Source organism: Aquimarina rhabdastrellae (assembly GCA_947387485.1).
Taxonomy (GTDB): Bacteria; Bacteroidota; Bacteroidia; order Flavobacteriales; family Flavobacteriaceae; genus Aquimarina.
The window spans coordinates 175,058-200,638 of record CANDNT010000003.1 but is presented as its reverse complement, the minus strand read 5'-3'; the positions used below and the strand labels follow the sequence as shown (position 1 = coordinate 200,638).

The following is a 25,581-nucleotide window of genomic DNA, read 5'->3' as shown; positions in this document are numbered from 1 at the left end:
AACAGCATAAAATTATGTTTTTAAATATAAAAGAGGATATACAAAAGGAGTTGAATGAAATAAAAGAAGCTGGATTGTATAAATCTGAGCGTATTATTACTACTCCACAAGGAGCACAAATCAATACAACAGCTACAACAGATGTATTAAACTTTTGTGCAAATAACTACTTAGGATTATCATCTCACCCAGAAGTAATTCAAGCAGGTAAAGATGCTATTGATTCTCATGGATACGGAATGTCATCTGTGCGATTCATTTGCGGAACTCAGGATATTCATAAAGAATTAGAAAGAAAGACAGCTGAGTTTTTAGGAATGGAAGATTGTATTCTATATGCAGCAGCTTTTGATGCAAACGGAGGAGTATTTGAACCATTATTAGGTGCAGAGGATGCTATTATTTCTGATGCTTTAAATCATGCATCGATTATTGATGGGATACGTTTATGTAAAGCAAAACGTTTTAGATATGACCATAATGATATGGAAGCGCTTGAGGAAAAATTAAAAGAAGCTCAAGGTTCTCGTAGGATTATGATTGTAACAGATGGTTCATTTTCTATGGATGGAACAATAGCTCAGTTAGACAAAATCTGTGATCTTGCAGATAAGTATGGAGCTATGGTTATGGTAGATGAATGTCATTCTACAGGATTTTTAGGAAAAACAGGTAGAGGAACTCATGAATATCGCGATGTAATGGGGCGTATAGATATCATTACAGGAACTTATGGTAAAGCATTAGGAGGAGCCTCTGGAGGATTTACAGCTGCAAGAAAAGAAATAGTAGATATGCTAAGACAGCGTTCTAGACCTTATTTATTTTCAAATACAGTAGCACCTTCAATTGTAGGAGCTTCTATCAAAGTATTAAATCTGTTAAGCTCTTCTACGGCATTAAGAGATAAATTAGAAGAAAATACGAAGTATTTCCGTGAAGAGATGACAGCTGCTGGTTTTGATATAGTACCAGGAGATCACCCAATTGTTCCAGTAATGTTATATGATGCACCACTAGCTCAAGAATTTGCTGCAAAACTTCTAGAAGAAGGAATATATGTGATAGGATTTTTCTATCCTGTAGTACCAAAAGGTAAAGCGAGAATTCGTGTACAATTATCAGCAGGACATGATCGCGAACATTTAGAAAAAGCTGTGGCGGCATTTACGAAAGTTGGTAAAGCGTTGAAAGTGATTGACTAAACAAACGTTTGTTAGCCAAAAAAATCATAAAAAGTTTTTGATATTAAAATAATGTAGCTACTTTAGCCACGCAAACAAGAACAAAAAACAATGCATAACGTATATACTTGGAACCGATTTTATTTTTTCTTTTTCTATTACAGAAAAAAGATCGGGATCGCTATGTAAATACAAAATGTATAAGACTAGATATAAAAATCCCGATTCATTGAATCGGGATTTTTTTTGAATAAAAAAGAAGAATTATCACTAAATGGAGCAAAAAGTAGCTATACAAGGAATTAAAGGATCATACCATCACGGAGTGGCACAATCTTATTTTGGTACTGATGTACAGGTAGATGAGTGTATGTCATTTAGAGAATTGGTAGCTAGTTTAGAGCTAGAAGAAAGTACAGATGCAGTGATGGCTATAGAGAATTCTATAGCAGGGTCAATTTTACCTAATTATGCTTATATAGATGAACATGATTTGAATATCCAAGGAGAGTATTACCAACCTATACATCATTGTCTAATGGCTTTGGGAGGACAAGCAATACATGAGATTGAAGAGGTGTATTCTCATCCTATGGCACTATTGCAATGTAAAGAGTTTTTTAAAAAGCATCCACACATAAAACTGGTAGAAGATGCAGATACAGCAGCTGTAGCTAAACGTATTAAAGATCGTGAAATTAAAAAAGTAGCAGCAATTGCAGGAGCTACAGCAGCAACTATTTATGATTTAGAAATCTTGGCAGCAAATATTCAAACGAATCAAACCAATAGTACTCGTTTTTTTATTCTGAATAAGAAAGAATCAGAAATATATCAAGAAAATGAAATCAATAAAGCTTCATTAAAATTTATAACAGATCATAAAAGAGGAAGTCTTGCTACAGTACTTAATGTGATGAGTGATTGTAAACTTAATTTAACAAAAATTCAGTCAATGCCTGTGGTGAACGATCCATGGAGATATTCATTTTTTGTTGACGTAACCTTTGAAGCATACGAAGATTATCAAAAAGCATTATCGGTATTAAAAATAATGGCACTAGAACTGAAAGTTTTAGGAGAATATAAAAATCAAAAGTCATGAGCATACAAACAGCAAAGCGGCTTGAAACTGTGAAAGAATACTATTTTTCTACTAAGCTTAGAGAGGTTAGATCTCTTATAGCTTCAGGAAAACCGATTCTTAATATGGCTATAGGTAGTCCAGATTTGGACCCACCACAAAAAGTGTTAGAGGAAATTAAGAGTGCACTTTTTGAAGAAGGAGCACATAAATATCAAAGTTATCAAGGAATACCTGAGTTTAGACAAGCTATTGTTGATTTTTATGATCAAAAATATGGAGTTTCTCTAGATGTAGAAAAAGAAGTTTTGCCTTTATTAGGATCAAAAGAAGGGATTATGCATATCTCAATGGCATACCTTAATGAAGGAGATAAAGTTTTGATTCCTAATCCTGGATATCCAACCTATACTTCGGTATCAAAACTACTAAGAGCAGAGCCTATATATTATGATTTAGATGAACAACGTAACTGGGAACCAGATTTTGAAGCTTTAGAAAAAGAGGATCTTGAAAATATAAAAATGATGTGGGTTAATTATCCGCACATGCCTACAGGAGCTTCGGGTAATTTAGCATTATTCAAAAGATTAGTTGCTTTTGCCAAAGAACATAAAATCTTATTAGTAAATGATAATCCATATAGTTTCGTTTTAAACGAAAACCCAATCAGCATACTAGCAGTAGAAGGTGCAAGAGATGTGGCTCTGGAACTAAATTCATTAAGCAAGACCTTTAATATGGCTGGATGGAGAGTAGGTATGGTTACGGGGTGTCCAGATAAAATAGGAGCTGTGCTTAAAGTAAAAAGTAATATGGATAGTGGTATGTTTCTGGGGATTCAGAAAGGAGCCATAGCAGCATTGCGAATAGAGGAAGTTTGGTATAAACGTATGAATGCTATTTATGAAGAAAGACGAAAGTTAATATGGGAGTTAGCTACAGTATTAAAATGTTCTTTTGATAGAGAAGCTACAGGAATGTTTGTATGGGCAAAATTACCAGAAGGGAAAGATGCAGAAGAATATATAGACCACTTACTCTATGAACATGATATTTTTATAGCACCAGGAAGTATTTTTGGAGATAAAGGAAATGGATATATACGTTTTTCATTATGCATACCAGAACAACAAATCAAAGAAGCAATTAATCGTTTACAAGTAGCAGTTTAAATATGAAAGTTTTTGTTATAGGTACAGGATTAATAGGAGGATCATTAGCTATAGATATTAAAGCAGCATTTAATGAATCTGTAATTTACGGAATAGATGCTAATGAGGTTAATCAAGAAGAAGCATTACAATTAGGAGTCATCCAGCATAAAGCAACATTTGAGGAATTAAATAAAGCAGATGTGGTAGTTATTGCTATTCCAGTAAATGCACTTGTGACATTATTGCCAAAGGTATTAGATAAGGTTACAGATGATTGTTTGGTTATCGATGCGGGTTCTACCAAGAAAAGAATTTGCGAAATAGTAGCAGAACACCCTAAGAGAAGAAATTTTTTAGCAGCACACCCTATTGCTGGAACTGAATTTTCTGGACCACAAGCAGCAATAGCTAATCTATATAGAGGAAAAACTAATATTATTTGTGAGGTAGAAAAAACAGCATTCAAACTACAGGAAAAAGCTATGGAAATTTTCTCTAGGTTAGGAATGAGGATTAGGTATATGGATCCGTTGTCACATGATAAGCATATAGCTTATGTGTCTCACTTATCACATATTAGTTCTTTTATGTTAGGGAAAACAGTGATCGAAAAAGAAAAAAATGAGCGCGATATTTTTGATATGGCTGGGAGTGGATTTGCATCAACAGTTAGATTGGCAAAAAGTTCTCCAGAAATGTGGACGCCTATTTTTGAACAGAATAAAGATAACGTCATTAAGACATTAGACGAATACATAAAAAACCTAACTCAGTTTAAAGAATTGATGGAAACTAATCAGTTTTCTAAAATTCATAACGAAATGGAAAATACCAATCATATAAAAACAATTTTAAAAGGAATAAAATAAAACCAAACAATAAAAAAGCTAATAATGGAGAATAAGAAAGAATTACGCAATTGGTTAGATGCTTACAACCTAGAGCATCCGCTAGTGATCGGTGGACCCTGTAGTGCAGAGACAGAAGATCAAGTGTTAAAAATTGCACATCAATTAAAAGATAGTGATGCGACAGTATTACGTGCAGGAATTTGGAAACCAAGAACACGTCCAGGAAATTTTGAAGGTGTAGGAGCACTAGGTTTAAAGTGGTTGCAACGTGCCAAAGAAGAAACAGGGATGAAAATAGCTACAGAAGTAGCAAACCCTCATCATGTAGAATTAGCATTAAAGCATGATGTAGATATTTTGTGGATAGGAGCAAGAAGTACAGTATCACCATTTATAGTACAAGATATAGCAGATGCATGTAAAGGAATTGATAATCCAGTATTAATTAAAAATCCGATTAATCCAGATTTATCATTGTGGTTAGGAGCTGTTGAGCGTTTTTATACTGCAGATGTGAAAAACTTAGGTGTGATTCACAGAGGATTCTCTACTTATGAAAAAACAAAATATAGAAATATACCAGAATGGCAGATTCCGATCGATTTACAAAATCGTTTCCCAGATTTACCATTGATTTTAGATCCATCTCATATTGCAGGAAGAAGAGACTTGATTTTTGATTTATCACAAACTGCTTTAGATTTAAATTTTGATGGATTAATTGTAGAAACACATTATGATCCAGATAATGCTTGGAGTGATGCAAAACAACAAATAACACCAGCTACATTAGTCCAGATTATGAAAGATTTAAGAATCAGAAAAACAGTAGGAGAAGATGAAGCTTATCAAAATGCGTTAAGCGAATTGAGAGCAAAGATTGATGTAGCAGATAATCAATTACTAGAAGTGTTGTCAAAACGTATGCGTATTTCTGATGAGATTGGAAAAGTAAAAGCAAAACAAAATGTAGCTATTTTACAATCAAAAAGATGGAATGAAATTCTAGGAAGAATGATTCTAGAAGGAGAAGAGAATGGATTAAGTGAAGAATTTATCCTTAGAATCTTTAAAGCAATACACCAAGAGTCAATAAATCACCAGAAAAATATAGCAAAAGCATAAATATTTGCATCTTTGTATCTTAAAGGAAAAATGATAATCAGTTAGTTTTCTTTTTAAGAGAAAACTAACTGACCCATAGAAAATAACGATAAGCAGATGAAACGTTAAAAGAATGAAAGGTGTTGTTTATAAATCTACAGGAAGTTGGTATACTGTAAAAACTGAAGAAGGTAAAGTATATGAATGTAGAATTAAGGGGAAATTTAGAATTAAAGGTATAAAGAGTACGAATCCAGTATCTGTAGGTGATGTAGTCGATTTTAAGCTAGAAACTAATAATGATCAGGTTACTGGGGTGATAGAAAATATTCATGACCGACAAAATTATATTATACGTAAGTCGGTGAATTTATCAAAACAAACCCACATCATTGCATCAAACATTGATGTGGTTTTTTTGTTGATAACGCTCAATAATCCACCTACCTTTACAGCTTTTATAGATCGATTTTTAGTAACAGCAGAAGCATATGGAATAAAAGCGGTATTACTTTTTAATAAAATTGATACGTATAATGAGGAAGAAATATTAGAAATTAAATACTTAGCATCTATATATCGAGAAATCGGATACGAATGTATAGGGATTTCTGCCAAAACTGGAAAAAATGTAGAGCAAGTTAAAAGCTTGATGCAAGGAAAAGTATCGATGTTTTCTGGACATAGTGGAGTAGGGAAATCAACATTAATAAATGCTTTAGAAGAAGGTTTATCTTTACGTACCAAAGAAATAAGTGAGCAACATAAACAAGGACAACATACTACTACATTTGCAGAAATGTTTGATCTTCAATTTGGAGCAAAAATTATAGATACACCAGGGATAAAGGGATTTGGAGTAGTTGATATAGAAAAAGAAGAATTAGGAGATTATTTTCCAGAATTTTTTAAATTAAAATCATCATGTAAATTCAATAACTGTTTGCATCTTAATGAACCCAAATGTGCTGTGAAAGAAGCTTTGGATAATGAAGAAATTCCGTGGTCTAGGTATAAAAGCTATATGCAAATTCTAGAAGGAGAAGAAGAACATTACAGAAAGAATAATTACACAAACGAATGAGAGTTGTAATACAACGAGTGACCCATGCTTCTGTTACTATAGAAGGTAAAGAGCATGCAGCAATAAAAAGTGGGTTATTAATTTTATTAGGTATAACAGAAGAAGATACTCAAGAAGATATTAAATGGCTATCTGGTAAAATAAGTAAACTTAGGATTTTTGGAGATGAAAAAGGATTAATGAATAAAAGTATTTTGGATATAGAAGGAGAAGCTTTAGTAGTTAGTCAATTTACATTGTATGCCAGTACCAAAAAAGGAAACCGCCCCAGTTATATTAATGCAGCCAGACCAGAAACTGCAATTCCTTTATATGAGGCGTTTGTTAAAGCATTAGAAAGAGATATAAATAAAACAGTTAAAACAGGAATATTTGGAGCAGATATGAAAGTAGCATTACTTAATGATGGTCCAGTAACAATTATTATAGATTCTAAAAATAAAGAATAGTAATAAACCCATTCATCATGATCAAAAAAATAAAATTTATGTTATTATTGATGATTAGCTTTTCATCAATAAAAGGAATTACACAAGAAATTGACCCGTTATTACTGCAAAGTATAGCGATTAAACCAGAGCTCAAAGAAGATGCTAATGCAGTAATACGACTAGAAGAAGTAACTATACATTTAGAAAGTAGTAATAAAGTAATAGTTAAAACTCGTCAAGTGATTACAGTATTAAATGCTCATGGAAATAAGCATGTATCGACTTATGAATGGTACGACCCTTCTACAAAAATAAGAAAGCAACAAGCTATATTTTATGATTTAATAGGAAATGAAATCAAAAAATATAAAAGAGGAGATTTTGAAGATAGAAGTGCCGTTGATGGTAATTTTATTACTGACAATAGAATTAAATATATAGAACATACACCTGTTAGTTACCCATATACTGTAGTTTATGAAAGCGAATTAGTAAATACATCTACAGCCTTTTTAACACGATGGAGTCCTATAAAAGGATACTATGTAAGTGTAGAAAAATCAAAATATACTATAGAAAACCCTAAAAACTTAACGTTAAAAAAGAAAGAATATAACTTATCAAATTTTGGTGTAATAAGTACAGAAAAAGGGTATGTGCTAGAGAATAGTAGAGCTTTGGAGCCAGAAGCGATGAGTCCTAGCTTTTCAAATTTTGTTCCTAAGGTGGCTATAGCACTACAAAATTTTGAATTGGTAAATGTTCAGGGAGAAGCTAAAGATTGGAGTAGTTTTGGTCTATGGCAATATGAAAATTTAGTTTCTGGAAGGAATGTTTTACCAGAAGAAACAATCAAAGAAATTTCGACCTTAACAAGTGAAGCGACTTCAAATAAAGAAAAGGCGAAGATTATTTATGAATATGTTCAAAATAAAACGAGATATATCAGTGTACAATTAGGTATAGGAGGGTGGTTGCCTATGCAAGCATCTCAAGTAGATCAATTGGGATATGGAGATTGTAAAGCATTAACCAATTATACCAAAGCCTTATTAGATAGCCAAAAAATACCAGCATATTATACAGTTGTTTTTGCAGGAGAGAACAAGCGGCATATAGATAAGGATTTTGTGGCAATGCAAGGTAATCATGTTATTCTTAATGTTCCAGATGGAGAAGAAGATGTTTGGTTAGAGTGTACAAGTCAAACAATGCCTTTTAATTTTATAGGAGATTTTACAGATGATAGAGATGTTTTGGTAATAAAACCAGAAGGAGGAATTATCAAAAGGACTAGAAAATATACGCCCGAAGAAAATAGATTAGAAACCAAAGGAACTATAACAATTAACGAAGATCGATCTATAATAGCATCTGTAGAAATGAGTTCAAAAGGGATTCAATATGATCAACGGTATTATATTGATAAACTTAATACAAAAGATCAAGATGAACATTATAAAGAATATTGGGACTATATCAATAATTTAAATCTCAAAGAGATAAAATTTAAAAATGATAAAGACAATATACTTTTTACAGAAAACATAACAATAGAGGCAGCTAATTATGCTAAAAAAATAGGAAACAGATTACTATTTATACCTAATGTATTTAATCGAGATCAAGGCTCGTTGTTAACATATAAAGATAGACAACGAGAAGTTGAGATCACTAGAGGATTTTATGACATAGATGAGTATGAGATAACAATCCCAGCGGGGTATAATTTAAGTATAAAACCAGAAGATAAAGTTATTGAAAATACTTTTGGGAAATATACATATGAGGTAAGACAAGTAGATGATAGAACGTTGAAATTAAAAAGAACACTAAAGATTCTTGACGGTATATATCCAAAAGAAGCTTATGAAATTTATAAGACATTAAAAAAAGAAATAAAGAAAACAGATAAATCAAAAATTTTATTAATCAAAGAATAATTAAAAATCAATCAGAAACGACATGAAATCATTAAGTAGATTATTAGTAGTTATCATTTCAATCATTATAACGAATAGTTATGCACAAGAATACAAGTTTGGAAAAGTATCAAAAGAAGAGTTAACGGAAAAAGTATACGCAAAAGATAGTTCGGCCAATGCGACAATACTTTATGAAGAAAAAATAGTAAAACTAGAATATTCACAATCCGAAGGGTTTGTCTTAGTTACAGACGTTTTTAAACGTATTAAATTATATAACAAAGATGGATTTGACCATGCAACACATCAAGTATTGTTGTATGAACGAGGAGGAGATGAAGAAGTATTATCAGGTTTAAAAGGAGTTACATATAATTTTGATGGAGGTAAAATTGAAAAAAGCAAGCTAAAAAAGGATGGGATATTTAAAAATCAACATTCCAAAAATAGAAAATCTGTAAAATTTACAATGCCTGCTTTAAAAGATGGTAGTGTTATAGAATATAAGTATAGTATTAATTCCCCATATATTCAGAATATAGATAAGATATATTTACAATATGATATTCCTATTAAAAAGTTATTAGTTGAAACACATTTTCCTGAATATTTTACTTATAAAAAACGAATGAGTGGAGGTGTTCCTATTGATTTAAAGAGTACTTCTTATGGAGATAAAATTGATTTTGTAAATAAACAACGTACAGGATTCTATGCTTCAAAAACTACATTTGATAGAAGTTCGGTAGATTTTAACATCAAAAAAGATAAGATAGAAGCACTAGATGTTGTAGCTTTTAGAGAGGAACCTTTTGCTGGGAATATGAGAAATTATATTTCGTCATTAAATTATGAATTGTCATTTGTGAAATTCCCAAATCAAACACCAAAATTTTATACTACTACTTGGGAAGATGTTGCCAAAACTATTTTTGAAAGACCAAGTTTTGGAGGAGAATTAAAGAAAGATTCATATTACAAAAACGATTTAGATCAAATAGTTAATGCTACAGAAAGTGAACAAGCAAAAGTTGCAAAAGTTTTTAGCTATGTTAAAAGTAGAATGAACTGGAATGAGTATTATGGAGTATATACAGATGTAGGTGTCAAAAAAGCATATAAAGAACAGGTAGGTAATGTTGCCGAAATAAATCTAATGTTGACATCAATGTTACAAAATAAAGGTATAGATGCAGATCCTGTTTTGGTAAGTTCTAGTAACAAGGCAATTTCTTTATTTCCTACTTTAGATGGATTTAATTATGTAATAACTAGAGTAAGGTTATCAGATGGTAAAGTACTTTATTTAGATGCTACAGATAAATACGGAATGCCTAATATTTTACCTAATAGAATATTATTTGGTATGGGAAGAGTTATAACTAAGCATGGTGGATCTGAAATGGTAAGTTTACGACCTAAGCGTGTTTCTAGTAATAGAGTGAGTATACAAGCAGAATTAACAGCGGACGGAAATATTAAAGGTAAAGAAAGTAAAAGTTATTTAGGATATCTCGCGAGAGGATATAGAGCTAGTAATGCTAATATAAAAGAGGAAGAAAGAATTAAAAAAATCCAAGAAAAGGATGGATTAAATGAAATTGCCGGATACACACGTAAAGGGGTAAAAGAATATGGAAAAGGGGTTAATGAACGTTTTGATTTTACACTTGAAGATCAAACAGAATTAATCGGAGAAGAATTGTTCTTTTCTCCTTTATTATTTTTGAAAACAGAAGAAAATCCTTTTAAGTCAAAAGAGCGATTATATCCAGTTGATTTTGGATATGGGTTTTCAAATGCATATATGGTAAATGTGAAAATCCCAGAGGGATATGAAGTAGCGTCATTACCAGCATCAAAAGCATTAAAGCTACCAGAAAATATGGGAAGCTTTAGTTATAGAATAAATGAAATGAATGGAGTAATACAGGTAGTTGTAAGTGAGACGGTAAAATCACCTATAATTCCTTCAGATTATTATCCTACATTAAAAGAATTCTATAAGCAAGTTGTAGAGAAAGAAAATGAACAAGTAGTCTTGAAAAAAATAAAATAAATATGAATTTACAAAATGCACAACAAGCTGTAGACGAGTGGATCAAGAATCATGGAGTTCGTTATTTTAACGAATTAACTAATATGGCTCAACTTACAGAAGAAGTAGGAGAAGTAGCTCGAATTATTGCACGTCGCTATGGAGAGCAAAGCGAAAAAGAAAGTGATAAAAATAAAGATTTGGGCGAAGAACTAGCAGATGTAGTTTTTGTTGTGTTATGCTTGGCAAATCAAACTGGAGTGAATCTAGAAGAAGCATTTAATAAAAAGTTAGATATCAAAACCAAAAGAGATCACGATAGACACCATAATAATGAAAAATTAAAATAAAATAGACGATGAAAGAAATGATAACCTCAAAATTGTATTGGAAAAGTGTAATGATTACAGGAATTATGTTTGCTGTAGTATTCAGTATCATAATGTTCTTAATCAATCATGGCTTTGATTTTGAAAGTTTTCAACAAACAAAACTAGCAGAGGGAAGATGGAAGAGGTATATTGTTTCTAGAATTGTAGGTGGTTTTGTCTATGGATTATTTATGGGATTCGTATCGTTCAAAAAAAGTAAAGAAAAAGCAAAATAGAGATGAATATAAAAATAGCCAATTGTGAAGCAGTACAAGATACTACTATACAAATAACGGGATCAAAAAGTGAAACCAATAGACTATTGATTCTACAAGCATTATATCCACAAATCACTATAGATAATATATCAAATAGTGATGATTCACAAGTATTACAACAAGCGTTGAATAGTGAAGAAATGCTTGTTGATATTCATCATGCAGGAACAGCAATGCGATTTCTTACAGCATACTTTGCTACAAGAGAAGGTAGAGAAGTTACCCTTACTGGTAGTAAGCGTATGCAAGAACGACCAATAAAAATTTTGGTAGAAGCCTTACGTCAATTAGGTTGTGATATTCAATATGAAAAAAATGAAGGGTATCCTCCATTAAAGATTTCAGGAAAAAAGATCACTACTCAAGAAGTTACTTTACAAGCAAATGTAAGTAGTCAATATATATCGGCATTAATGTTAATTGCACCTTCTTTACCACAGGGGTTAATCATTAACTTAGAAGGAAAAGTAACTTCTATACCATATATCAATATGACATTAAGTTTGTTAAGAGCAATAGGTGTAGAAGGCGTTTTTAATGAAAATACGATCATGATCAAACCTAAAGAAACTGTAGAAAAGAAAACGATAGTTGTAGAATCAGATTGGAGTTCTGCATCATATTTCTATAGTACAGTAGCTTTATCAAAAGAAACAAAAATCACACTAGGAAGCTATAAAAAAGATAGTTATCAAGGGGATTCTGCATTGGTTCAAATCTATAAATATTTAGGAGTTGAAACTACATTTGGAACAGATCGTATAACGCTTCAAAAAATAGCTACAGATAACCTAGAATTACCTAAAGAGTTAGATTTATCAAACTCACCAGATATAGCTCAAACAATAGCTGTAACGTGTTTTGGTTTAGGTATAGGATGCTATCTTACAGGTTTACATACATTAAAAATTAAAGAAACAGATCGATTAGAAGCTCTAAAAACTGAGTTGGAAAAACTTGGTGCGTCAGTAATGATAACAGAGAATAGCTTGACCTTAAAGCCTTCAGAAAAAATAAAATCTGATGTAGCTATAGCAACGTATCAAGATCATAGAATGGCAATGGCATTTGCACCATTAGGCTTAAAGACAAGTTTGAATATAGTAGAGGCAGAGGTGGTTTCAAAATCGTATCCAGATTTTTGGACAGATTTAGAAACTGTAGGATTCAAGCTTTTTACTGAAAAATAAAAGATAAATAGCAAATTACTTGACAACCCCCTATGTGAGATTGTATATTTGCGCCTTATAAAAAAATAAAACGAATGAAGTTATCGCATTTTAATTTCGATCTTCCTAGTGAATTGTTGGCAGAATATCCAGCAGAGAATAGAGATGAAGCTCGCTTAATGGTGTTAAATAGAAAAGAACAAACTATTGAGCATAAAATGTTTAAAGACCTAATAGATTATTTTAACGAAGATGATGTAATGGTTTTAAACAATACAAAAGTATTTCCTGCTAGATTATATGGTAATAAAGAAAAGACAGGAGCAAGAATTGAAGTATTTTTATTAAGAGAGCTTAATGCAGAAACGCGTCTGTGGGATGTATTGGTTGATCCAGCGAGAAAAATTCGTATAGGAAATAAATTATATTTTGGTGATGACGAAAGTTTAGTAGCAGAAGTTATTGATAATACTACTTCTAGAGGACGTACATTACGTTTCTTATATGATGGTTCTTATGAGGAGTTTAGACAAAAGTTAAATGACTTAGGAGAAACACCACTTCCAAAATACATCAAGAGAGGTGTTGAGCCAGAAGATGAAGAACGTTACCAAACAATTTATGCTAAGAACGAAGGAGCTGTAGCTGCACCAACAGCAGGATTACACTTTTCTAAGCATTTAATGAAACGCCTTGAGATAAAAGGATTAAACTTTGCCGAAGTTACACTTCACGTAGGATTAGGAACTTTTAGTCCAGTAGAAGTAGAAGATTTATCTAAGCACAAAATGGATAGTGAAGAAGCTCATATTGCATTAGCAGCAACAGAAACTATCAACAAGGCAATCCAAAATAAAAGAAGAATTTGTGCGGTAGGAACTACTGTAATGAGAGCATTAGAAAGCTCAGTTTCTTCAGAGAAAACGCTTAATGAATTCAGAGGATGGACAAATAAATTTATTTTCCCTCCATATGATTTCAGTATAGCAAACAGTATGATTACAAATTTCCATACGCCTAAATCTACTTTATTGATGATGGTGTCTGCATTTGCAGGACATGATTTCATGAAAGAAGCATATGAGCAAGCTGTAAAAGAAAAATATAAGTTTTACTCTTATGGTGATGCTATGTTAATTCTATAAGATCCTATAGCTATAAATAATATTAAAAGAGTGCTTTAAGCACTCTTTTTTTTGTTATGATAAGATTTAAAATAATGTAGTTTAACAGATTTTTATGTTTTATATCTAGAAAATGTAGAAAAGAACATGTTTAATAACTTAATTATGGAATCATGTTATATTTTTGCAGGCTGTGAAAAGAAAAACCACATCTAATATTTAAAGATAATTTAACATGTAAATGACAATTATCATAGTTTTATGATAATGTTAACTTTAAAAAAATGAGATTTTTCGTTTAAAATTTACGAATCTTGGTTATCTTTGCCCGCCCTTAAATTTTGCATATCAAAACTTTGTAAAAAATTGATAGTGAAGTTTTTTTAATGAATTGAAGCAGAAAGTATTAATTATATAGCGATGAGAAACATTTTTACACTTATAATAATTTTTTTAATTGGAATCATAAATTGTAATGCCCAGACAAGAGTAGGAGGAATGCAATTTAACGATAGCGAAAAAATAGGAGATATTGAGCTTATTTTAAATGGAGCAGGAGTAAGAAAAGATGCTTCATCAAAATTATATGCAGCAGGATTATATGTGGATTTTGAAGTAGAAGGAAAGCAAGATGATATGAAGGTAGCGAATATGGATGCTACAATGGGAATTACAATTAAAGTAATTTCAAATATTATTACACCTCCTGTGTTTGAAGAAATGTTGAGAAATGGTTTAGAAAAATCAACAGAAGGAAATAGCTATAAAATAGAAGATGATATTCGTAAGTTTTTAGGTTTTTTCAGAGGAGTATTTAGTAAGCATGAAATTTATAAATTAATCTATAAAAAAGGTGATGGTTTATATGTTTACAAAAATATGAGACAGCTAGGGAAGATAGATGGATTAGAATTTAAAAAAGCTATTTTCGGTATGTGGTTAGGAGATGATCCTATTGATGCAGAATTAAAAACTAGTTTATTAGGAGATAGCGGAGATAATCCAATTTTTGGAAAATGGAAGTCTTACTATGTAGAAACAGGTGTAGCAAAATCAATTATCGAAATCTATACGATTAAAGGAGAAGTATATGGAGTAATTGATAGAATGTTAAGAGAATCAGAAAGAGATGCTATCTGTTATGACTGTAAAGGTGAAGATAAAAACCAAGAAGTTGAAGGATTAGTTATTATCAAAAAACTTAGAAAGAGTGGTAGTAAATATTCTGGAGGAACTTTTACTAATATAGAAGACGGAAAAGTATCTTCTTGTCAGATATGGATTGATGAGGATAACCAAAACCTTCTTAATGTAAAGTATAAAGGTAGTGGAGGAACTCAACAATGGAAACGCGTTAGATAATTAAGTACGAAAAAGAATAAATACAAAAGAATCATTCATTACAGTTATGGATGATTCTTTTTTTATAGTAAAGAAGAAACTTTATATTTTTGCACTATCATGAAAGCAAAGAAAAAGGACGTAAGAGCGCTTACCAAAGAACAATTGAGAGCATTTTTTGAAGCGCAAGGAGATAAAGCATTTAGAGGGAATCAAGTATACGAGTGGCTCTGGAATAAAGGAGCGCATAGTTTTGAAGATATGACAAATATCTCAAAGAAAACTCGAGAAATGCTGGAAGAGAACTTTGTGATTAATCATATTCGCGTAGATCAAATGCAACGTAGTACAGATGGTACTATTAAAAATGCGGTACGATTACATGATGATTTAATAGTAGAATCAGTATTGATTCCTACACCTACAAGAACAACAGCTTGTGTTTCTTCTCAAGTAGGATGTAGTTTAGATTGCAAATTTTGCGCTACAGCACGACTAAAACGCATGCGTAATTTGAATCCAGACGAAATCTATGATCAAGTAGTAGCTATAGATAACGAAAGTAGATTATATCATAATAGACCGTTATCTAATATTGTATTTATGGGTATGGGAGAGCCACTTATGAATTACAATAATGTAATAGCTGCAATAGATAAAATTACTTCTCCAGAAGGATTAGGAATGGCACCTAGAAGAATTACGTTATCGACTTCAGGAATACCAAAAATGATTAAAAAAATGGCAGATGACGAAGTCCGATTTAAATTAGCAGTGTCATTACACTCGGCGATTGATGAAGTGCGAACGCGAATTATGCCATTTAATGAAACATTTCCGTTAGATCAATTAAGGGAAGCTTTAGAATATTGGTATAGTAAGACAAAGAGCAGGGTAACCTACGAATATGTTGTGTGGAAAGGTATTAATGATCGTAAAGAAGATATAGATGCTTTGGTACGTTTTTGTGGTTATATACCATGTAAAGTTAATTTGATAGAATATAACCCTATAGATGATGGAGAATTTCAACAAGCATCTTCACAAGCTATTGATAAATATATACATGGATTAGAAAGTAGAGGTTTTGTAGTGAATGTAAGACGAAGTAGAGGGAAAGATATAGACGCAGCATGTGGTCAGTTGGCTAATAAACAAGTATAAAGAAATAAGTAAAGACATTAAAAATAGCTTTCAAAAAAGAACTTTTATAGTATCTTCGCATAATCCATGAAGATAGTCGAACAAATAAAACGGCCGATAATAGAAGAGATGGAACTTTTTGAAAAGAAGTTTTATCAATCTATGACTTCACAGGTAGCATTGCTTAACCGAATTACACATTATATTGTAAATCGAAAAGGAAAACAAATGCGACCTATGTTTGTCTTTCTTGTTTCCAAAATGGTTTCAGGTGGACAAATTAATGAACGTACTTATAGAGGAGCATCAGTAATTGAATTGATTCACACAGCAACTTTGGTTCATGATGATGTAGTAGATGACTCTAATAGGCGTAGAGGATTTTTTTCTATTAATGCTTTATGGAAAAATAAAATAGCAGTTTTAGTAGGGGATTATCTATTATCAAAAGGACTATTATTATCTATTGATAATGGCGATTTTGACCTCCTAAAAATCATTTCTGTTGCGGTAAGAGAAATGAGTGAAGGAGAATTACTTCAAATAGAAAAAGCTAGAAAATTAGATATTACCGAAGATATTTATTACGAAATTATTCGCCAAAAGACAGCAACACTTATAGCTGCTTGTTGTAGCTTAGGAGCGTGTTCTGTAGCACCAGAATCAGATGCTGTAGAGCAAATGCGTAAGTTTGGAGAGTTAATCGGGATGGCATTCCAGATCAAAGATGATTTATTTGATTATGGAGAAACAGCAATAGGTAAACCTACAGGAATAGATATTAAGGAACAAAAAATGACACTTCCTTTAATATATACACTTAATAACTGCCCTAAAGAAAAACGTAAATGGCTAATCAATTCCATTAAGAATCATAATAAAGATAAAAAAAGAGTAAAAGAAATTATCAATTATGTGAAAATAAGTGGAGGACTTGATTATGCAACCAAAGTAATGCACGAATTTAAAGACGAAGCATTAACAATTTTATCAACTTATCCACAATCACCTTATAGAGATTCACTCGAACTTATGGTGCGTTACGTTATCGAACGAAAAAAATAAGCTTAAATTTACTGTTGAAAATCATAGTGTTAACTGCTTTTTTGAAAAAAAATAAAAAAGTGGACAACCATTTTTAAAACAATTGCGTCTATATAGATAGAAAGCAGTTTTGAAGACTATTTATAAAATTAGGAATAGAAATTGTGATTGATAAAAACAAACAGTAAAGGGTGAAAGTAATACAATTTTATAAAGACGAAAAACAGCTTATAAAAAAAGCAGTAGCTCATGATAGAGAAGCACAGCGTCTATTGTATGAAAAACATGCACCCAAAATGTTAAGTGTTTGTAGGCAATACGTCAAAGATATCCATCATGCCGAAGAGATTATGATGAATGGCTTTTTTAAAGTGTTTACCAACTTAAAAAAGTTTAAACATCAAGGAAGCTTTGAAGGATGGATAAGAAGAATAATGATTAACGAAGCAATAAGTTTTTTAAGAAAGAAGAACCAATTATTCTTTACAGATGATGTAACTGTATATGCTCAAGAAACCTGGAATAACACACAGATTGATTTAGAGGTAGCTCAAATACAAAACTTAATAGATAAATTACCAGAAGGATATAAAATGGTATTTGTGTTATATGCTATAGAAGGATATAAGCATCAAGAAATAGCAAAGATGCTTAATATCTCAGAAAGTACATCCAAAACGCAATTATTTAAAGCAAGAAAATTGCTGCAAAAGAAGTTGAACCAACAAAACAAGACATATAATGGCTCCGTTGAAGTTTGAAGAAGACATAAAAGAAAAGTTAGATGAAAGAGTGATTAAGCCATCAGTTTCTAGTTGGGAGCAATTGGCAGAACGTCTTGATGAAGTACCGTTACAACAATCTAAAAAAAAGGCGATATTGCGATATATGGCTATAGCAGCATGTTTTATAGGGATATTAATATTAAGCACTGTATATACTATAGACATAGAAAAACAGAATCATATTGATATAGTTGAAAGTATTGAAGAAAACGAAGAAATAAAGCAGGAAGAGACAACTCGACCTCTAGAGATAATATCAACAGAGCAAATTGCTATTCAAAAAGAATTAGAAACAAGTGTAGCGAGTAAAACTATAAAAACTTCAAAAAGAGAAGAAAAAGAGAAATCAAATAAGCTGTCCAAATCACAAAGAAAAGTAGAAAAGAAATCTATAGTAGAAGCAATAGCTCATGAAGAGAATAAGGTTATTCATAAGGTCGAAAAACTTATAAATAAAGAACAACTCTCAGTACCAGTAGAAGATGCAATGACAGCACGCGTTAATGAAGTAGTAGCACAAATTACAGCACTACAACAACAGAAAGACGTAACAGAAGAAGAAATAGATGCTTTATTATTAAAAGCACAACGAGATATAACAACAACACAATACGAAAAAGCAGGTACAGTTGATGCAATGGCATTGTTACTAGACGTAGAAACAGAGCTAGATGAAACTTTTAAGCAACGTGTTTTTGAAGCGCTTAAAGCAGGACTTAAAAGAGTAAAAACAGCTGTAGCAGAAAAGGACTTTTAATCTTATACACGAACAGAAAGTTAAAAGGCAAGAGAGATTGCCTCAAAAAATCAAAAACAGATGAGAACAAAAATACTTATGGTCGTATTAACGATCCTACTTAGTGGTGCCCAAATGATACAAGCACAAGTAACCGAAGACAATAAAAAAACAATAGAACAATTACTTAAGAAAAAAGAAGTAATTAAGAAAGAAGAGCGTGATAAACTTAAAGCAGCAGTAGAAGTTATCAATGAAAGATTAGAGCGTAATGAAATTACAGCAGCAACAGCACAAGAGTTAAAAGAAACAGCAGCAAAGAAACATGCATTAAACATAGAAAATCGACTGGCGATTATTGATAATAAAATAGCATTGTATGAGCGTAATCAAGAAGATGTTATTATAAAAGATAATGAAGAGGATAAAGAAGTAATTCTTTTTGGTATAAAAATTAATAGTAAAGAAGGCAAAAAGATAAAATATGATAGACGTACACGCAAAGATTTAGTAGTAGCTTTTGGGCTTAATAATGCATTAGCAGATGGACAATCGTTAAGTGATTCTGATTTTAAGATATTAGGAAGCCGCTTTTTTGAGATTGGATGGTCATGGAAAACTAGAGTTTTTAAGAATAGTAATTGGCTGAGAGTAAATTATGGGATATCATATGTATCTAATGGATTAAAACTTACAGATAATAGATATTTTGTAGAAAATGGAGATCTTACAGAAGTAGAAGATTTTAGAGTTGAATTGGATAAATCTAAATTTAGAATGGATCATCTAGTTGTGCCATTATACTTAGAAATAGGCCCATCAAGAATATTTAAGTCTGAAGAAAAAATACGATACTATATAGATAGAAAGTTTAGACTAGGAATAGGAGGATATGTTGGAGCTAATATAAGTACAAGACAAAAATTAAAATATAAAGAAGATGGAGATCGCATCAAAGATAAAATCAAAAGAGATTACAATACAAACGATTTTGTCTATGGACTTGGAGCTTATGCCGGATTTGGAGACATGTCGCTTTATCTTAAATATGATTTGAATCCTATATTTAAAGATCCTAATACCGAACTTAATAATATTTCACTAGGACTAAGATTTGATCTTTAAAAGTGTTAATTTAATTTGTTTAATAGAACCTAAATATTTTAGGTTCTATTTTTTGACAGATTAATAAAAATAAAGAGATCTTAATTTTTACATCCATTTTTGTCACAAGTGATTGTTTGATTTGTATTAGACCAATGATCATAATGATTTGTAGTATTTACTCCGCAACCAGTTGTTCCTCCTTTTTGACCTTTATGAACAATTCCAGTAGGTGTATGTTTTACTGCCATAATAATGTATTTAAAAATTAAAGCACAAACTAAACATTAATTCTAGTAAAAATCAATCATCAAAAGTGTTTAGATTTCTTATTAAGTATTTTATTAATTCAAGTTTAAAATAAGAGTAAAGGTTATTTAAATACAATTGACATCCTTGCTAATCTTATTAAAAAAGAGTATTTTAAACATAAATACCAAAATGATAATGATATGAAATTAGGTGCATTTTCAATAAGTCTTAGCGTAAAGAATATCAAAGCTTCAAAAGCATTTTATGAAACTTTAGGCTTTAAAGTTTTTGCTGGAGATCTAGAAAAGAATTATCTCATAATGAAAAATGAAGAAACTTTAATCGGACTTTTTCAAGGCATGTTTGAAAATAATATCTTGACATTTAATCCAGGCTGGGATTCAAATACACAGATACTTGAAAACTTTGACGATGTTAGAACTATTCAAAAAGAATTAAAGGATAAAGGTATCAAATTAGAAACAGAAGCAGATGAAAATACCTCTGGACCAGCAAGTTTTGTGGTACTAGATCCAGATGGTAATGCTATTCTAATTGATCAACATGTTTAAATTCATTGCGCAACACCTATTTGTGGATAAGTAGGGATGTCAATACTAATTATAGTACCGCGTTTTACAGCAGAATCTATATGTAAAACTCCATTGAGATTATGTACGCGTTCTTTAATATTATGCAATCCGATACCTTTTGCAGTTTTAGAGGTGTCAAAACCAACACCATCGTCCTCAACCATAAGCTGTATAGTTTCATCTATTAAATTTAAATGAATATCTACATTTGTAGCTTGAGCATGTTTCATAATGTTAGTTAATAATTCTTGTAGAATAGTATAGACTTCTACTTGAATATCTTCTTGAGTTTGATTTAAATCAAATTCAGGAAAAGGACTAAAAGTAATTTGTAAATCACTAGCCTCACTTAATTGTGAAACATATTCGTCGATTAAAGCAGTAAATGCAAAATTATGGAACTTTTGAGGTAAAAGATTATGAGATATATCTCTAATTTGTTGATAGGTATCATCAATACGATGAGAAACCGAAGCTAATTTCTTATCCCTTTCTGCGTAGTTAGATAGCGATAGTTTAATCCCGGCAAGGTTACCACCTACACTATCGTGCAAACGTTGCGCAATGCGTTTACGTTCGGTGTTTTGAGCTTCAAGAACTGCATTCATGATTTTTAATTCTTGTTTCTTAAGTAAAGAAGATATTTCTTGAGCACTAACTTTTTTTAGTGTTTGATTGAGCTTATGTTGCGTCCTTAACTTTTGAAAATAGACATATAATAAAACAATTATCGGAATCAAAATAATACCAAAAGCAATCAACATGACTATCTTAATGGCTTTCTCACGAGTTAAGTCAGCTTTTTGTAATTCTTGATCTTTTTTAAGTAAATTGATTTGATCTTCCTTTTGTTTTGTTTCATATTTAATTTGTAGATCTCTAATCTCTTTTTGATTTTGTCTCATCAGTAATTCATTAGAAATACGATTGAGTTGAGACATAATACCATAGACATTTTTATAATCTTTTTTGGTAATATATAATTCTTTTAAAGCCTTTAAAACACGTTCTTGCAGGTATAAATTATCCCATGATATGGTATTAGTATACGCAGTAGAATATACCAATTCTGCATTTTGATATTGCTCCATATCATAATAGACACTTCCCATATTAATTTGAGCATCAATATTAAGATCATAAAATTTATATTGTATAGCAATATCTTTTACTTCATTATATAAATTAAAAGCAGTTGTATAATCTTTGTTATATTGAGCAATAGCACCTAGCCCTAGCTTGACAATTAATTGTTCTTTAATAAGATTATGAGTAGTACAAATTTGTAATGCATCAGTATAAAGTTGTTTGGCAGCACCTATGTTTTTTTGGTAATAAGCGATATCTCCTAGATATTTTTGAGCTGCATATTGCATTTTGGGAGAAATCTCTTTATACTTCAAGCATTCTTCAAATAAAGAAGAAGCTTTATCAAGTTTACGTTTTTTTAGATAAACGACACCTAAACCTAATTTGTGTTTAAATAAGAGAGCGTTGTTTTGAAGTTTCTCTGCAAGCGATATTCCTTTTAGATTCCATTTAATAGCAGTATCTAATAACCCTTTACTACGTTTACCTATGGCAATTACACTATAAGCATGCAATAATAAATTTCCATTTTGAGTAGTAGAATCTTTGAGTTGAAGTACTTCTTTGTGTAGTAAATCACCATAATAAAGAATAGAATCTATATGACCGCTTTTTATGTGATACTGCGTTATAGAATCAATAATAGTATAACGTTTTAAAGGAGTTTTTTCGGTTTTTAATTGTAGATAAAACTCTTTTTTTGCATGATCAAACACTTTACCAAAACCAGTAACTTCAGTTGTTAATTCTTTTTGAGAGGTAGTAGTTTGACTATGAATGTGTAATGAAACAAAAAATGCAAATAAATATAAGAGGTACGATATAAAAGTGAATTTGATATGAGCTAAACCTTTCAAATCATAAAATATTAGTTAATTTGTAAGTTCAAATTTATACAATTAAGTATAGATAAAAGAAGGATTTCTAGTAAATAAATTAAGATAGCTTGATTTCAAAAAATACCATAGATGCAGTTTTTGATACTTCGAGAGTAGAAGAAGTTATAGGTGATTTTGTACAACTCAAAAAAGCAGGATCAAACTTTAAAGGGTTAAGTCCGTTTAGCGATGAACGTACACCATCATTTATGGTATCTCCAGTAAAACAGATCTGGAAGGATTTCTCTACAGGAAAAGGAGGAAATGTAGTAGCGTTCTTGATGGAACATGAGCATTTTACCTATCCTGAAGCGATTAAATATTTGGCCAAGAAATATAATATCGAAGTAGAGGAGACTGAACAAACAGACGAACAAAAGCAGCAGGCAAATGAAAGAGAAAGTATGTATCTGGTTAGTGAATTTGCCAATACCTATTTTAAGGATGTACTGTTGAATAAGGAAGAAGGAAAAGCTATAGGATTATCGTACTTTAAAGAACGAGGTTTTACAGATGAAACGATAGAAAAATTTAGTTTAGGATATTCTCCAGAAACATGGGATGCTTTTACCAAAGCAGCGCTTGACAAAGGATATAAACTAGAATATCTAGAAAAAACAGGATTAACGATTGTTAAAGGAGATAAACAATTTGACCGTTTTAAAGGCAGAGTGATGTTTCCTATACAATCTATGTCTGGTAGAGTTTTAGGATTTGGAGGAAGAATCTTAAAAACAGATAAAAAAGCAGCAAAATACTTAAACTCGCCAGAGAGTGATATCTATCATAAAAGTAAAGTCTTATATGGTATCTATCAAGCAAAACAAGCTATAGCCAAAGAAGATAATTGCTACCTAGTAGAAGGCTATACCGATGTGATTCAGTTTAATCAAACAGGAATTAGTAATGTGGTAGCTTCATCAGGAACTGCGCTTACAGCAGATCAAATACGATTGGTTAATCGATTGACGAATAATATAACCGTTTTATTTGATGGTGATGCGGCAGGAATGAGAGCTTCTATTCGTGGAATTGATTTGATTCTAGAACAAGGAATGAACGTAAAAGTTTGTACGTTTCCAGAAGGCGAAGATCCAGACAGTTTTGCTAAGCAAAATACACTGGATGAATTAAAAGCATATCTAGATGAGAATGCTCAAGATTTTATACAATTCAAAGCTTCCATTCTTAAAGAGGAATCTAAAAATGATCCGATAAAAAAAGCTGAGCTGATAAGAGATATTGTTGTAAGTATTTCTAAAATACCAGACGTGATTAAAAGAGAAGTCTATGTACGAGAATGTTCACGTATTATGGATATCTCTGAAGAAGTAGTGTTTGATACGTTGGCTCAAATTAGAAATAAAGAAGCCAAAGAACAACAAAAGAGAAATAAGCAAAAGCAAAAGCCATTTACGGTAGAGCGTAATACAACACCATCAGCACCCACAAGTGCTAATCAAGATCCTAATGAACCTCCTATAGAGGCGTATATGGATATGATGGCTATGGAAGCAACTATGAGTGGAGGAGGAGCTCCGTCAACACCTAAGCCAAAAGCTAAAGAAAAGATAGATCGACAATATGAATTAGAACGTAAAATCATAGAGATACTACTTTTATATGGACAAAAAGAAGAAGATTTTGAAGATTTAATTCTTAAAGAAGATGATGATGGAGAATTAGTTCTTGAACCCGAAGTACATACTGCTAAGGTTTATGAAAAAATCTATCTTGACCTACAAGATGATGAAGTTGAATTTACAAATCCAAGCTTTAGAGAAATTTACTTTACGTTAATTGATAAATTAAATCAAGACGAAAACTTTAAAGTAGATACTTTTATAAACTATCTTTCAAGCGAAGTAGCATCACAAATCACAGCAATATTGATGAATGAAGAGCGCTATACATTACATGATTGGGAACGTAACGAGATTCATGTAAAAAAGAAAGATATGACAATTGCACAAATAACAAGTGATACCATTCTTAACTTGCGAGGTTTCTTAATAGATCAGAAAATCAAAGAATTGTCTGAAATTACAAAAGAAACAACTGTAAAGAGCCATCAAGAAACCCTACAAGACATTATGGATTATATCGCGTTAAGACGATTACTTTCTAATAGACTAAATAGAGTAATCTAGCTAAGGTGTAATAACCTAGATTGATGAATTAAATCAGCTAGATTATCTACTTTAAGTTTTTTAAGTAATCTGGTTTTGTAAGTACTTACAGTTTTTTCATTAATAGATAGCGTTGCTGCGATATCTTTATTTCGTTTTCCTGCAGAAAGTAAATTAAGAACTTCTATCTCTCTAGAAGAGAGTTTTTTATATTTTAAAACCATACTGCTTTCACGAGTGTTACCATTGGCTAATTGTTGCGAAAGTTCTTCGTTAAGATAAATACCTCCTCTAGCGACTCGGTCAATAGCCTTTTTAAGGATTTTTGTTTCAACGGTTTTAGATAAATAAGCAGAAGCTCCAGCTTTAATAGCGCTCAAAGCATACATCTCTTCAGGATGAGCACTAAAGATAATGACTTTAATACCAGAATATTCTTTCTTTATCGTTCTAAGTGCCATAATACCATTGATCTGGGGAAGATCTAGTTCCATGATTAAAACATCAGGAGTGTTTTGATTAAGCACATCATACATTTGATTACCATTGCCTACTTTACCGATGATTTCATATTCTTCGGCATTACGTAAAAGAGAGGTAATTCCCTTTCTAGTAATAGGATGGTGGTCAGCAATTAATACATTGATCATTGTGGTTAAGGTTGACTGATAAAAATCTGATTAGTAA

24 protein-coding genes are annotated in these 25,581 nt (G+C 31.4%); 21 read left to right on the top strand and 3 right to left on the bottom strand.

Annotated features, from left to right (window positions below; translation table 11 throughout):
* Nucleotides 1-14: 14 nt before the first annotated feature.
* From kbl to ACYEKI_RS08255, 19 genes are all read left to right on the top strand, one after another.
* Entirely contained in the window at nucleotides 15-1,205 is a 1,191-nt protein-coding gene (gene kbl, locus ACYEKI_RS08345; protein WP_459210722.1) for a glycine C-acetyltransferase, read from the top strand.
* 253 nt (nucleotides 1,206-1,458) lie between these two features.
* A complete protein-coding gene (locus tag ACYEKI_RS08340) occupies nucleotides 1,459-2,289 on the top strand; it encodes a prephenate dehydratase (protein ID WP_459210721.1) in 831 nt (276 codons plus the stop codon).
* On the top strand, nucleotides 2,286-3,443 hold the full coding sequence (locus ACYEKI_RS08335) for a pyridoxal phosphate-dependent aminotransferase (RefSeq protein ID WP_459210720.1): 1,158 nt from the start codon (nucleotides 2,286-2,288) through the stop codon (nucleotides 3,441-3,443). The genes ACYEKI_RS08340 and ACYEKI_RS08335 overlap by 4 nt, the downstream gene beginning before the upstream one ends.
* Before the next feature lie 2 nt (nucleotides 3,444-3,445).
* The gene (locus tag ACYEKI_RS08330) at nucleotides 3,446-4,294 is read left to right on the top strand and encodes a prephenate dehydrogenase (RefSeq protein WP_459210719.1); all 849 of its coding nucleotides are present in this window, start codon (nucleotides 3,446-3,448) and stop codon (nucleotides 4,292-4,294) included.
* A 24-nt stretch (nucleotides 4,295-4,318) separates the two neighbouring features.
* On the top strand, nucleotides 4,319-5,401 hold the full coding sequence (locus tag ACYEKI_RS08325) for a chorismate mutase (RefSeq protein WP_459210718.1): 1,083 nt from the start codon (nucleotides 4,319-4,321) through the stop codon (nucleotides 5,399-5,401).
* A 112-nt stretch (nucleotides 5,402-5,513) separates the two neighbouring features.
* Nucleotides 5,514-6,464 (top strand): ribosome small subunit-dependent GTPase A, encoded by a 951-nt coding sequence (rsgA, locus tag ACYEKI_RS08320; protein ID WP_459210717.1) that lies wholly within the window; start codon nucleotides 5,514-5,516, stop codon nucleotides 6,462-6,464.
* Entirely contained in the window at nucleotides 6,461-6,913 is a 453-nt protein-coding gene (dtd, locus tag ACYEKI_RS08315; RefSeq protein ID WP_459210716.1) for a D-aminoacyl-tRNA deacylase, read from the top strand. The genes rsgA and dtd overlap by 4 nt, the downstream gene beginning before the upstream one ends.
* Before the next feature lie 17 nt (nucleotides 6,914-6,930).
* Complete coding sequence (locus ACYEKI_RS08310) at nucleotides 6,931-8,838, top strand: DUF3857 domain-containing protein (protein ID WP_459210715.1); 1,908 nt, start codon at nucleotides 6,931-6,933, stop codon at nucleotides 8,836-8,838.
* 22 nt (nucleotides 8,839-8,860) lie between these two features.
* Nucleotides 8,861-10,879, top strand: a complete 2,019-nt coding sequence (locus ACYEKI_RS08305) for a transglutaminase (protein WP_459210714.1) — start codon at nucleotides 8,861-8,863, stop codon at nucleotides 10,877-10,879.
* 2 nt (nucleotides 10,880-10,881) lie between these two features.
* Complete coding sequence (locus ACYEKI_RS08300) at nucleotides 10,882-11,208, top strand: nucleotide pyrophosphohydrolase (protein WP_459210713.1); 327 nt, start codon at nucleotides 10,882-10,884, stop codon at nucleotides 11,206-11,208.
* Nucleotides 11,209-11,216: 8 nt separating this feature from the next.
* A complete protein-coding gene (locus ACYEKI_RS08295; protein ID WP_459210712.1) occupies nucleotides 11,217-11,465 on the top strand; it encodes a hypothetical protein in 249 nt (82 codons plus the stop codon).
* A 2-nt stretch (nucleotides 11,466-11,467) separates the two neighbouring features.
* Nucleotides 11,468-12,697, top strand: a complete 1,230-nt coding sequence (locus tag ACYEKI_RS08290; protein WP_459210711.1) for a 3-phosphoshikimate 1-carboxyvinyltransferase — start codon at nucleotides 11,468-11,470, stop codon at nucleotides 12,695-12,697.
* Between the two features lie 74 nt (nucleotides 12,698-12,771).
* Nucleotides 12,772-13,821, top strand: a complete 1,050-nt coding sequence (gene queA, locus ACYEKI_RS08285; protein WP_459210710.1) for a tRNA preQ1(34) S-adenosylmethionine ribosyltransferase-isomerase QueA — start codon at nucleotides 12,772-12,774, stop codon at nucleotides 13,819-13,821.
* Between the two features lie 399 nt (nucleotides 13,822-14,220).
* The gene (locus tag ACYEKI_RS08280; RefSeq protein ID WP_459210709.1) at nucleotides 14,221-15,162 is read left to right on the top strand and encodes a chalcone isomerase family protein; all 942 of its coding nucleotides are present in this window, start codon (nucleotides 14,221-14,223) and stop codon (nucleotides 15,160-15,162) included.
* Nucleotides 15,163-15,261: 99 nt separating this feature from the next.
* The gene (gene rlmN / locus ACYEKI_RS08275; protein WP_459210708.1) at nucleotides 15,262-16,305 is read left to right on the top strand and encodes a 23S rRNA (adenine(2503)-C(2))-methyltransferase RlmN; all 1,044 of its coding nucleotides are present in this window, start codon (nucleotides 15,262-15,264) and stop codon (nucleotides 16,303-16,305) included.
* A 66-nt stretch (nucleotides 16,306-16,371) separates the two neighbouring features.
* Nucleotides 16,372-17,349 (top strand): polyprenyl synthetase family protein, encoded by a 978-nt coding sequence (locus ACYEKI_RS08270; RefSeq protein ID WP_459210707.1) that lies wholly within the window; start codon nucleotides 16,372-16,374, stop codon nucleotides 17,347-17,349.
* Between the two features lie 170 nt (nucleotides 17,350-17,519).
* Nucleotides 17,520-18,089, top strand: coding sequence for an RNA polymerase sigma factor (locus ACYEKI_RS08265; RefSeq protein ID WP_459210706.1), 570 nt, complete (start codon nucleotides 17,520-17,522; stop codon nucleotides 18,087-18,089).
* A complete protein-coding gene (locus tag ACYEKI_RS08260; RefSeq protein WP_459210705.1) occupies nucleotides 18,070-18,870 on the top strand; it encodes a hypothetical protein in 801 nt (266 codons plus the stop codon). Before ACYEKI_RS08265 ends, ACYEKI_RS08260 begins: the two co-directional genes overlap by 20 nt.
* 60 nt (nucleotides 18,871-18,930) lie before the next feature.
* On the top strand, nucleotides 18,931-19,974 hold the full coding sequence (locus tag ACYEKI_RS08255) for a porin family protein (protein ID WP_459210704.1): 1,044 nt from the start codon (nucleotides 18,931-18,933) through the stop codon (nucleotides 19,972-19,974).
* 80 nt (nucleotides 19,975-20,054) lie between these two features.
* Here the strand turns inward: ACYEKI_RS08255 and ACYEKI_RS08250 are convergent, their stop codons facing one another.
* Nucleotides 20,055-20,204, bottom strand: a complete 150-nt coding sequence (locus tag ACYEKI_RS08250; RefSeq protein ID WP_459210703.1) for a hypothetical protein — start codon at nucleotides 20,202-20,204, stop codon at nucleotides 20,055-20,057.
* Between the two features lie 201 nt (nucleotides 20,205-20,405).
* Here ACYEKI_RS08250 and ACYEKI_RS08245 point away from each other — a divergent pair, with 201 nt between their 5' ends.
* Nucleotides 20,406-20,777 carry a VOC family protein gene (locus ACYEKI_RS08245; protein ID WP_459210702.1) on the top strand — a complete coding sequence of 124 codons (372 nt, stop codon included), beginning with the start codon at nucleotides 20,406-20,408 and terminating at the stop codon, nucleotides 20,775-20,777.
* A 2-nt stretch (nucleotides 20,778-20,779) separates the two neighbouring features.
* Here the strand turns inward: ACYEKI_RS08245 and ACYEKI_RS08240 are convergent, their stop codons facing one another.
* On the bottom strand, nucleotides 20,780-22,744 hold the full coding sequence (locus tag ACYEKI_RS08240; protein ID WP_459210701.1) for a tetratricopeptide repeat-containing sensor histidine kinase: 1,965 nt from the start codon (nucleotides 22,742-22,744) through the stop codon (nucleotides 20,780-20,782).
* A gap of 89 nt (nucleotides 22,745-22,833) precedes the next feature.
* On the opposite strand from ACYEKI_RS08240, the gene dnaG reads away from it, so the two are divergent.
* Nucleotides 22,834-24,915: a DNA primase gene (gene dnaG, locus ACYEKI_RS08235; RefSeq protein ID WP_459210700.1), complete on the top strand. Its 2,082-nt coding sequence runs from the start codon at nucleotides 22,834-22,836 to the stop codon at nucleotides 24,913-24,915.
* Here dnaG and ACYEKI_RS08230 read toward each other — a convergent pair.
* Nucleotides 24,912-25,544: a response regulator gene (locus tag ACYEKI_RS08230; protein ID WP_459210699.1), complete on the bottom strand. Its 633-nt coding sequence runs from the start codon at nucleotides 25,542-25,544 to the stop codon at nucleotides 24,912-24,914. The two genes, dnaG and ACYEKI_RS08230, sit on opposite strands and share 4 nt — an antisense overlap.
* Nucleotides 25,545-25,581: the final 37 nt, after the last annotated feature.

Coding starts and splice junctions, on each gene's coding strand:
- kbl (WP_459210722.1), top strand. CDS start 15: ATGTTTTTAAATATAAAAGAGGATATACAAAAGGAGTTGAATGAAATA.
- ACYEKI_RS08340 (WP_459210721.1), top strand. CDS start 1,459: ATGGAGCAAAAAGTAGCTATACAAGGAATTAAAGGATCATACCATCAC.
- ACYEKI_RS08335 (WP_459210720.1), top strand. CDS start 2,286: ATGAGCATACAAACAGCAAAGCGGCTTGAAACTGTGAAAGAATACTAT.
- ACYEKI_RS08330 (WP_459210719.1), top strand. CDS start 3,446: ATGAAAGTTTTTGTTATAGGTACAGGATTAATAGGAGGATCATTAGCT.
- ACYEKI_RS08325 (WP_459210718.1), top strand. CDS start 4,319: ATGGAGAATAAGAAAGAATTACGCAATTGGTTAGATGCTTACAACCTA.
- rsgA (WP_459210717.1), top strand. CDS start 5,514: ATGAAAGGTGTTGTTTATAAATCTACAGGAAGTTGGTATACTGTAAAA.
- dtd (WP_459210716.1), top strand. CDS start 6,461: ATGAGAGTTGTAATACAACGAGTGACCCATGCTTCTGTTACTATAGAA.
- ACYEKI_RS08310 (WP_459210715.1), top strand. CDS start 6,931: ATGATCAAAAAAATAAAATTTATGTTATTATTGATGATTAGCTTTTCA.
- ACYEKI_RS08305 (WP_459210714.1), top strand. CDS start 8,861: ATGAAATCATTAAGTAGATTATTAGTAGTTATCATTTCAATCATTATA.
- ACYEKI_RS08300 (WP_459210713.1), top strand. CDS start 10,882: ATGAATTTACAAAATGCACAACAAGCTGTAGACGAGTGGATCAAGAAT.
- ACYEKI_RS08295 (WP_459210712.1), top strand. CDS start 11,217: ATGAAAGAAATGATAACCTCAAAATTGTATTGGAAAAGTGTAATGATT.
- ACYEKI_RS08290 (WP_459210711.1), top strand. CDS start 11,468: ATGAATATAAAAATAGCCAATTGTGAAGCAGTACAAGATACTACTATA.
- queA (WP_459210710.1), top strand. CDS start 12,772: ATGAAGTTATCGCATTTTAATTTCGATCTTCCTAGTGAATTGTTGGCA.
- ACYEKI_RS08280 (WP_459210709.1), top strand. CDS start 14,221: ATGAGAAACATTTTTACACTTATAATAATTTTTTTAATTGGAATCATA.
- rlmN (WP_459210708.1), top strand. CDS start 15,262: ATGAAAGCAAAGAAAAAGGACGTAAGAGCGCTTACCAAAGAACAATTG.
- ACYEKI_RS08270 (WP_459210707.1), top strand. CDS start 16,372: ATGAAGATAGTCGAACAAATAAAACGGCCGATAATAGAAGAGATGGAA.
- ACYEKI_RS08260 (WP_459210705.1), top strand. CDS start 18,070: ATGGCTCCGTTGAAGTTTGAAGAAGACATAAAAGAAAAGTTAGATGAA.
- ACYEKI_RS08255 (WP_459210704.1), top strand. CDS start 18,931: ATGAGAACAAAAATACTTATGGTCGTATTAACGATCCTACTTAGTGGT.
- ACYEKI_RS08250 (WP_459210703.1), bottom strand. CDS start 20,204: ATGGCAGTAAAACATACACCTACTGGAATTGTTCATAAAGGTCAAAAA.
- ACYEKI_RS08245 (WP_459210702.1), top strand. CDS start 20,406: ATGAAATTAGGTGCATTTTCAATAAGTCTTAGCGTAAAGAATATCAAA.
- ACYEKI_RS08230 (WP_459210699.1), bottom strand. CDS start 25,544: ATGATCAATGTATTAATTGCTGACCACCATCCTATTACTAGAAAGGGA.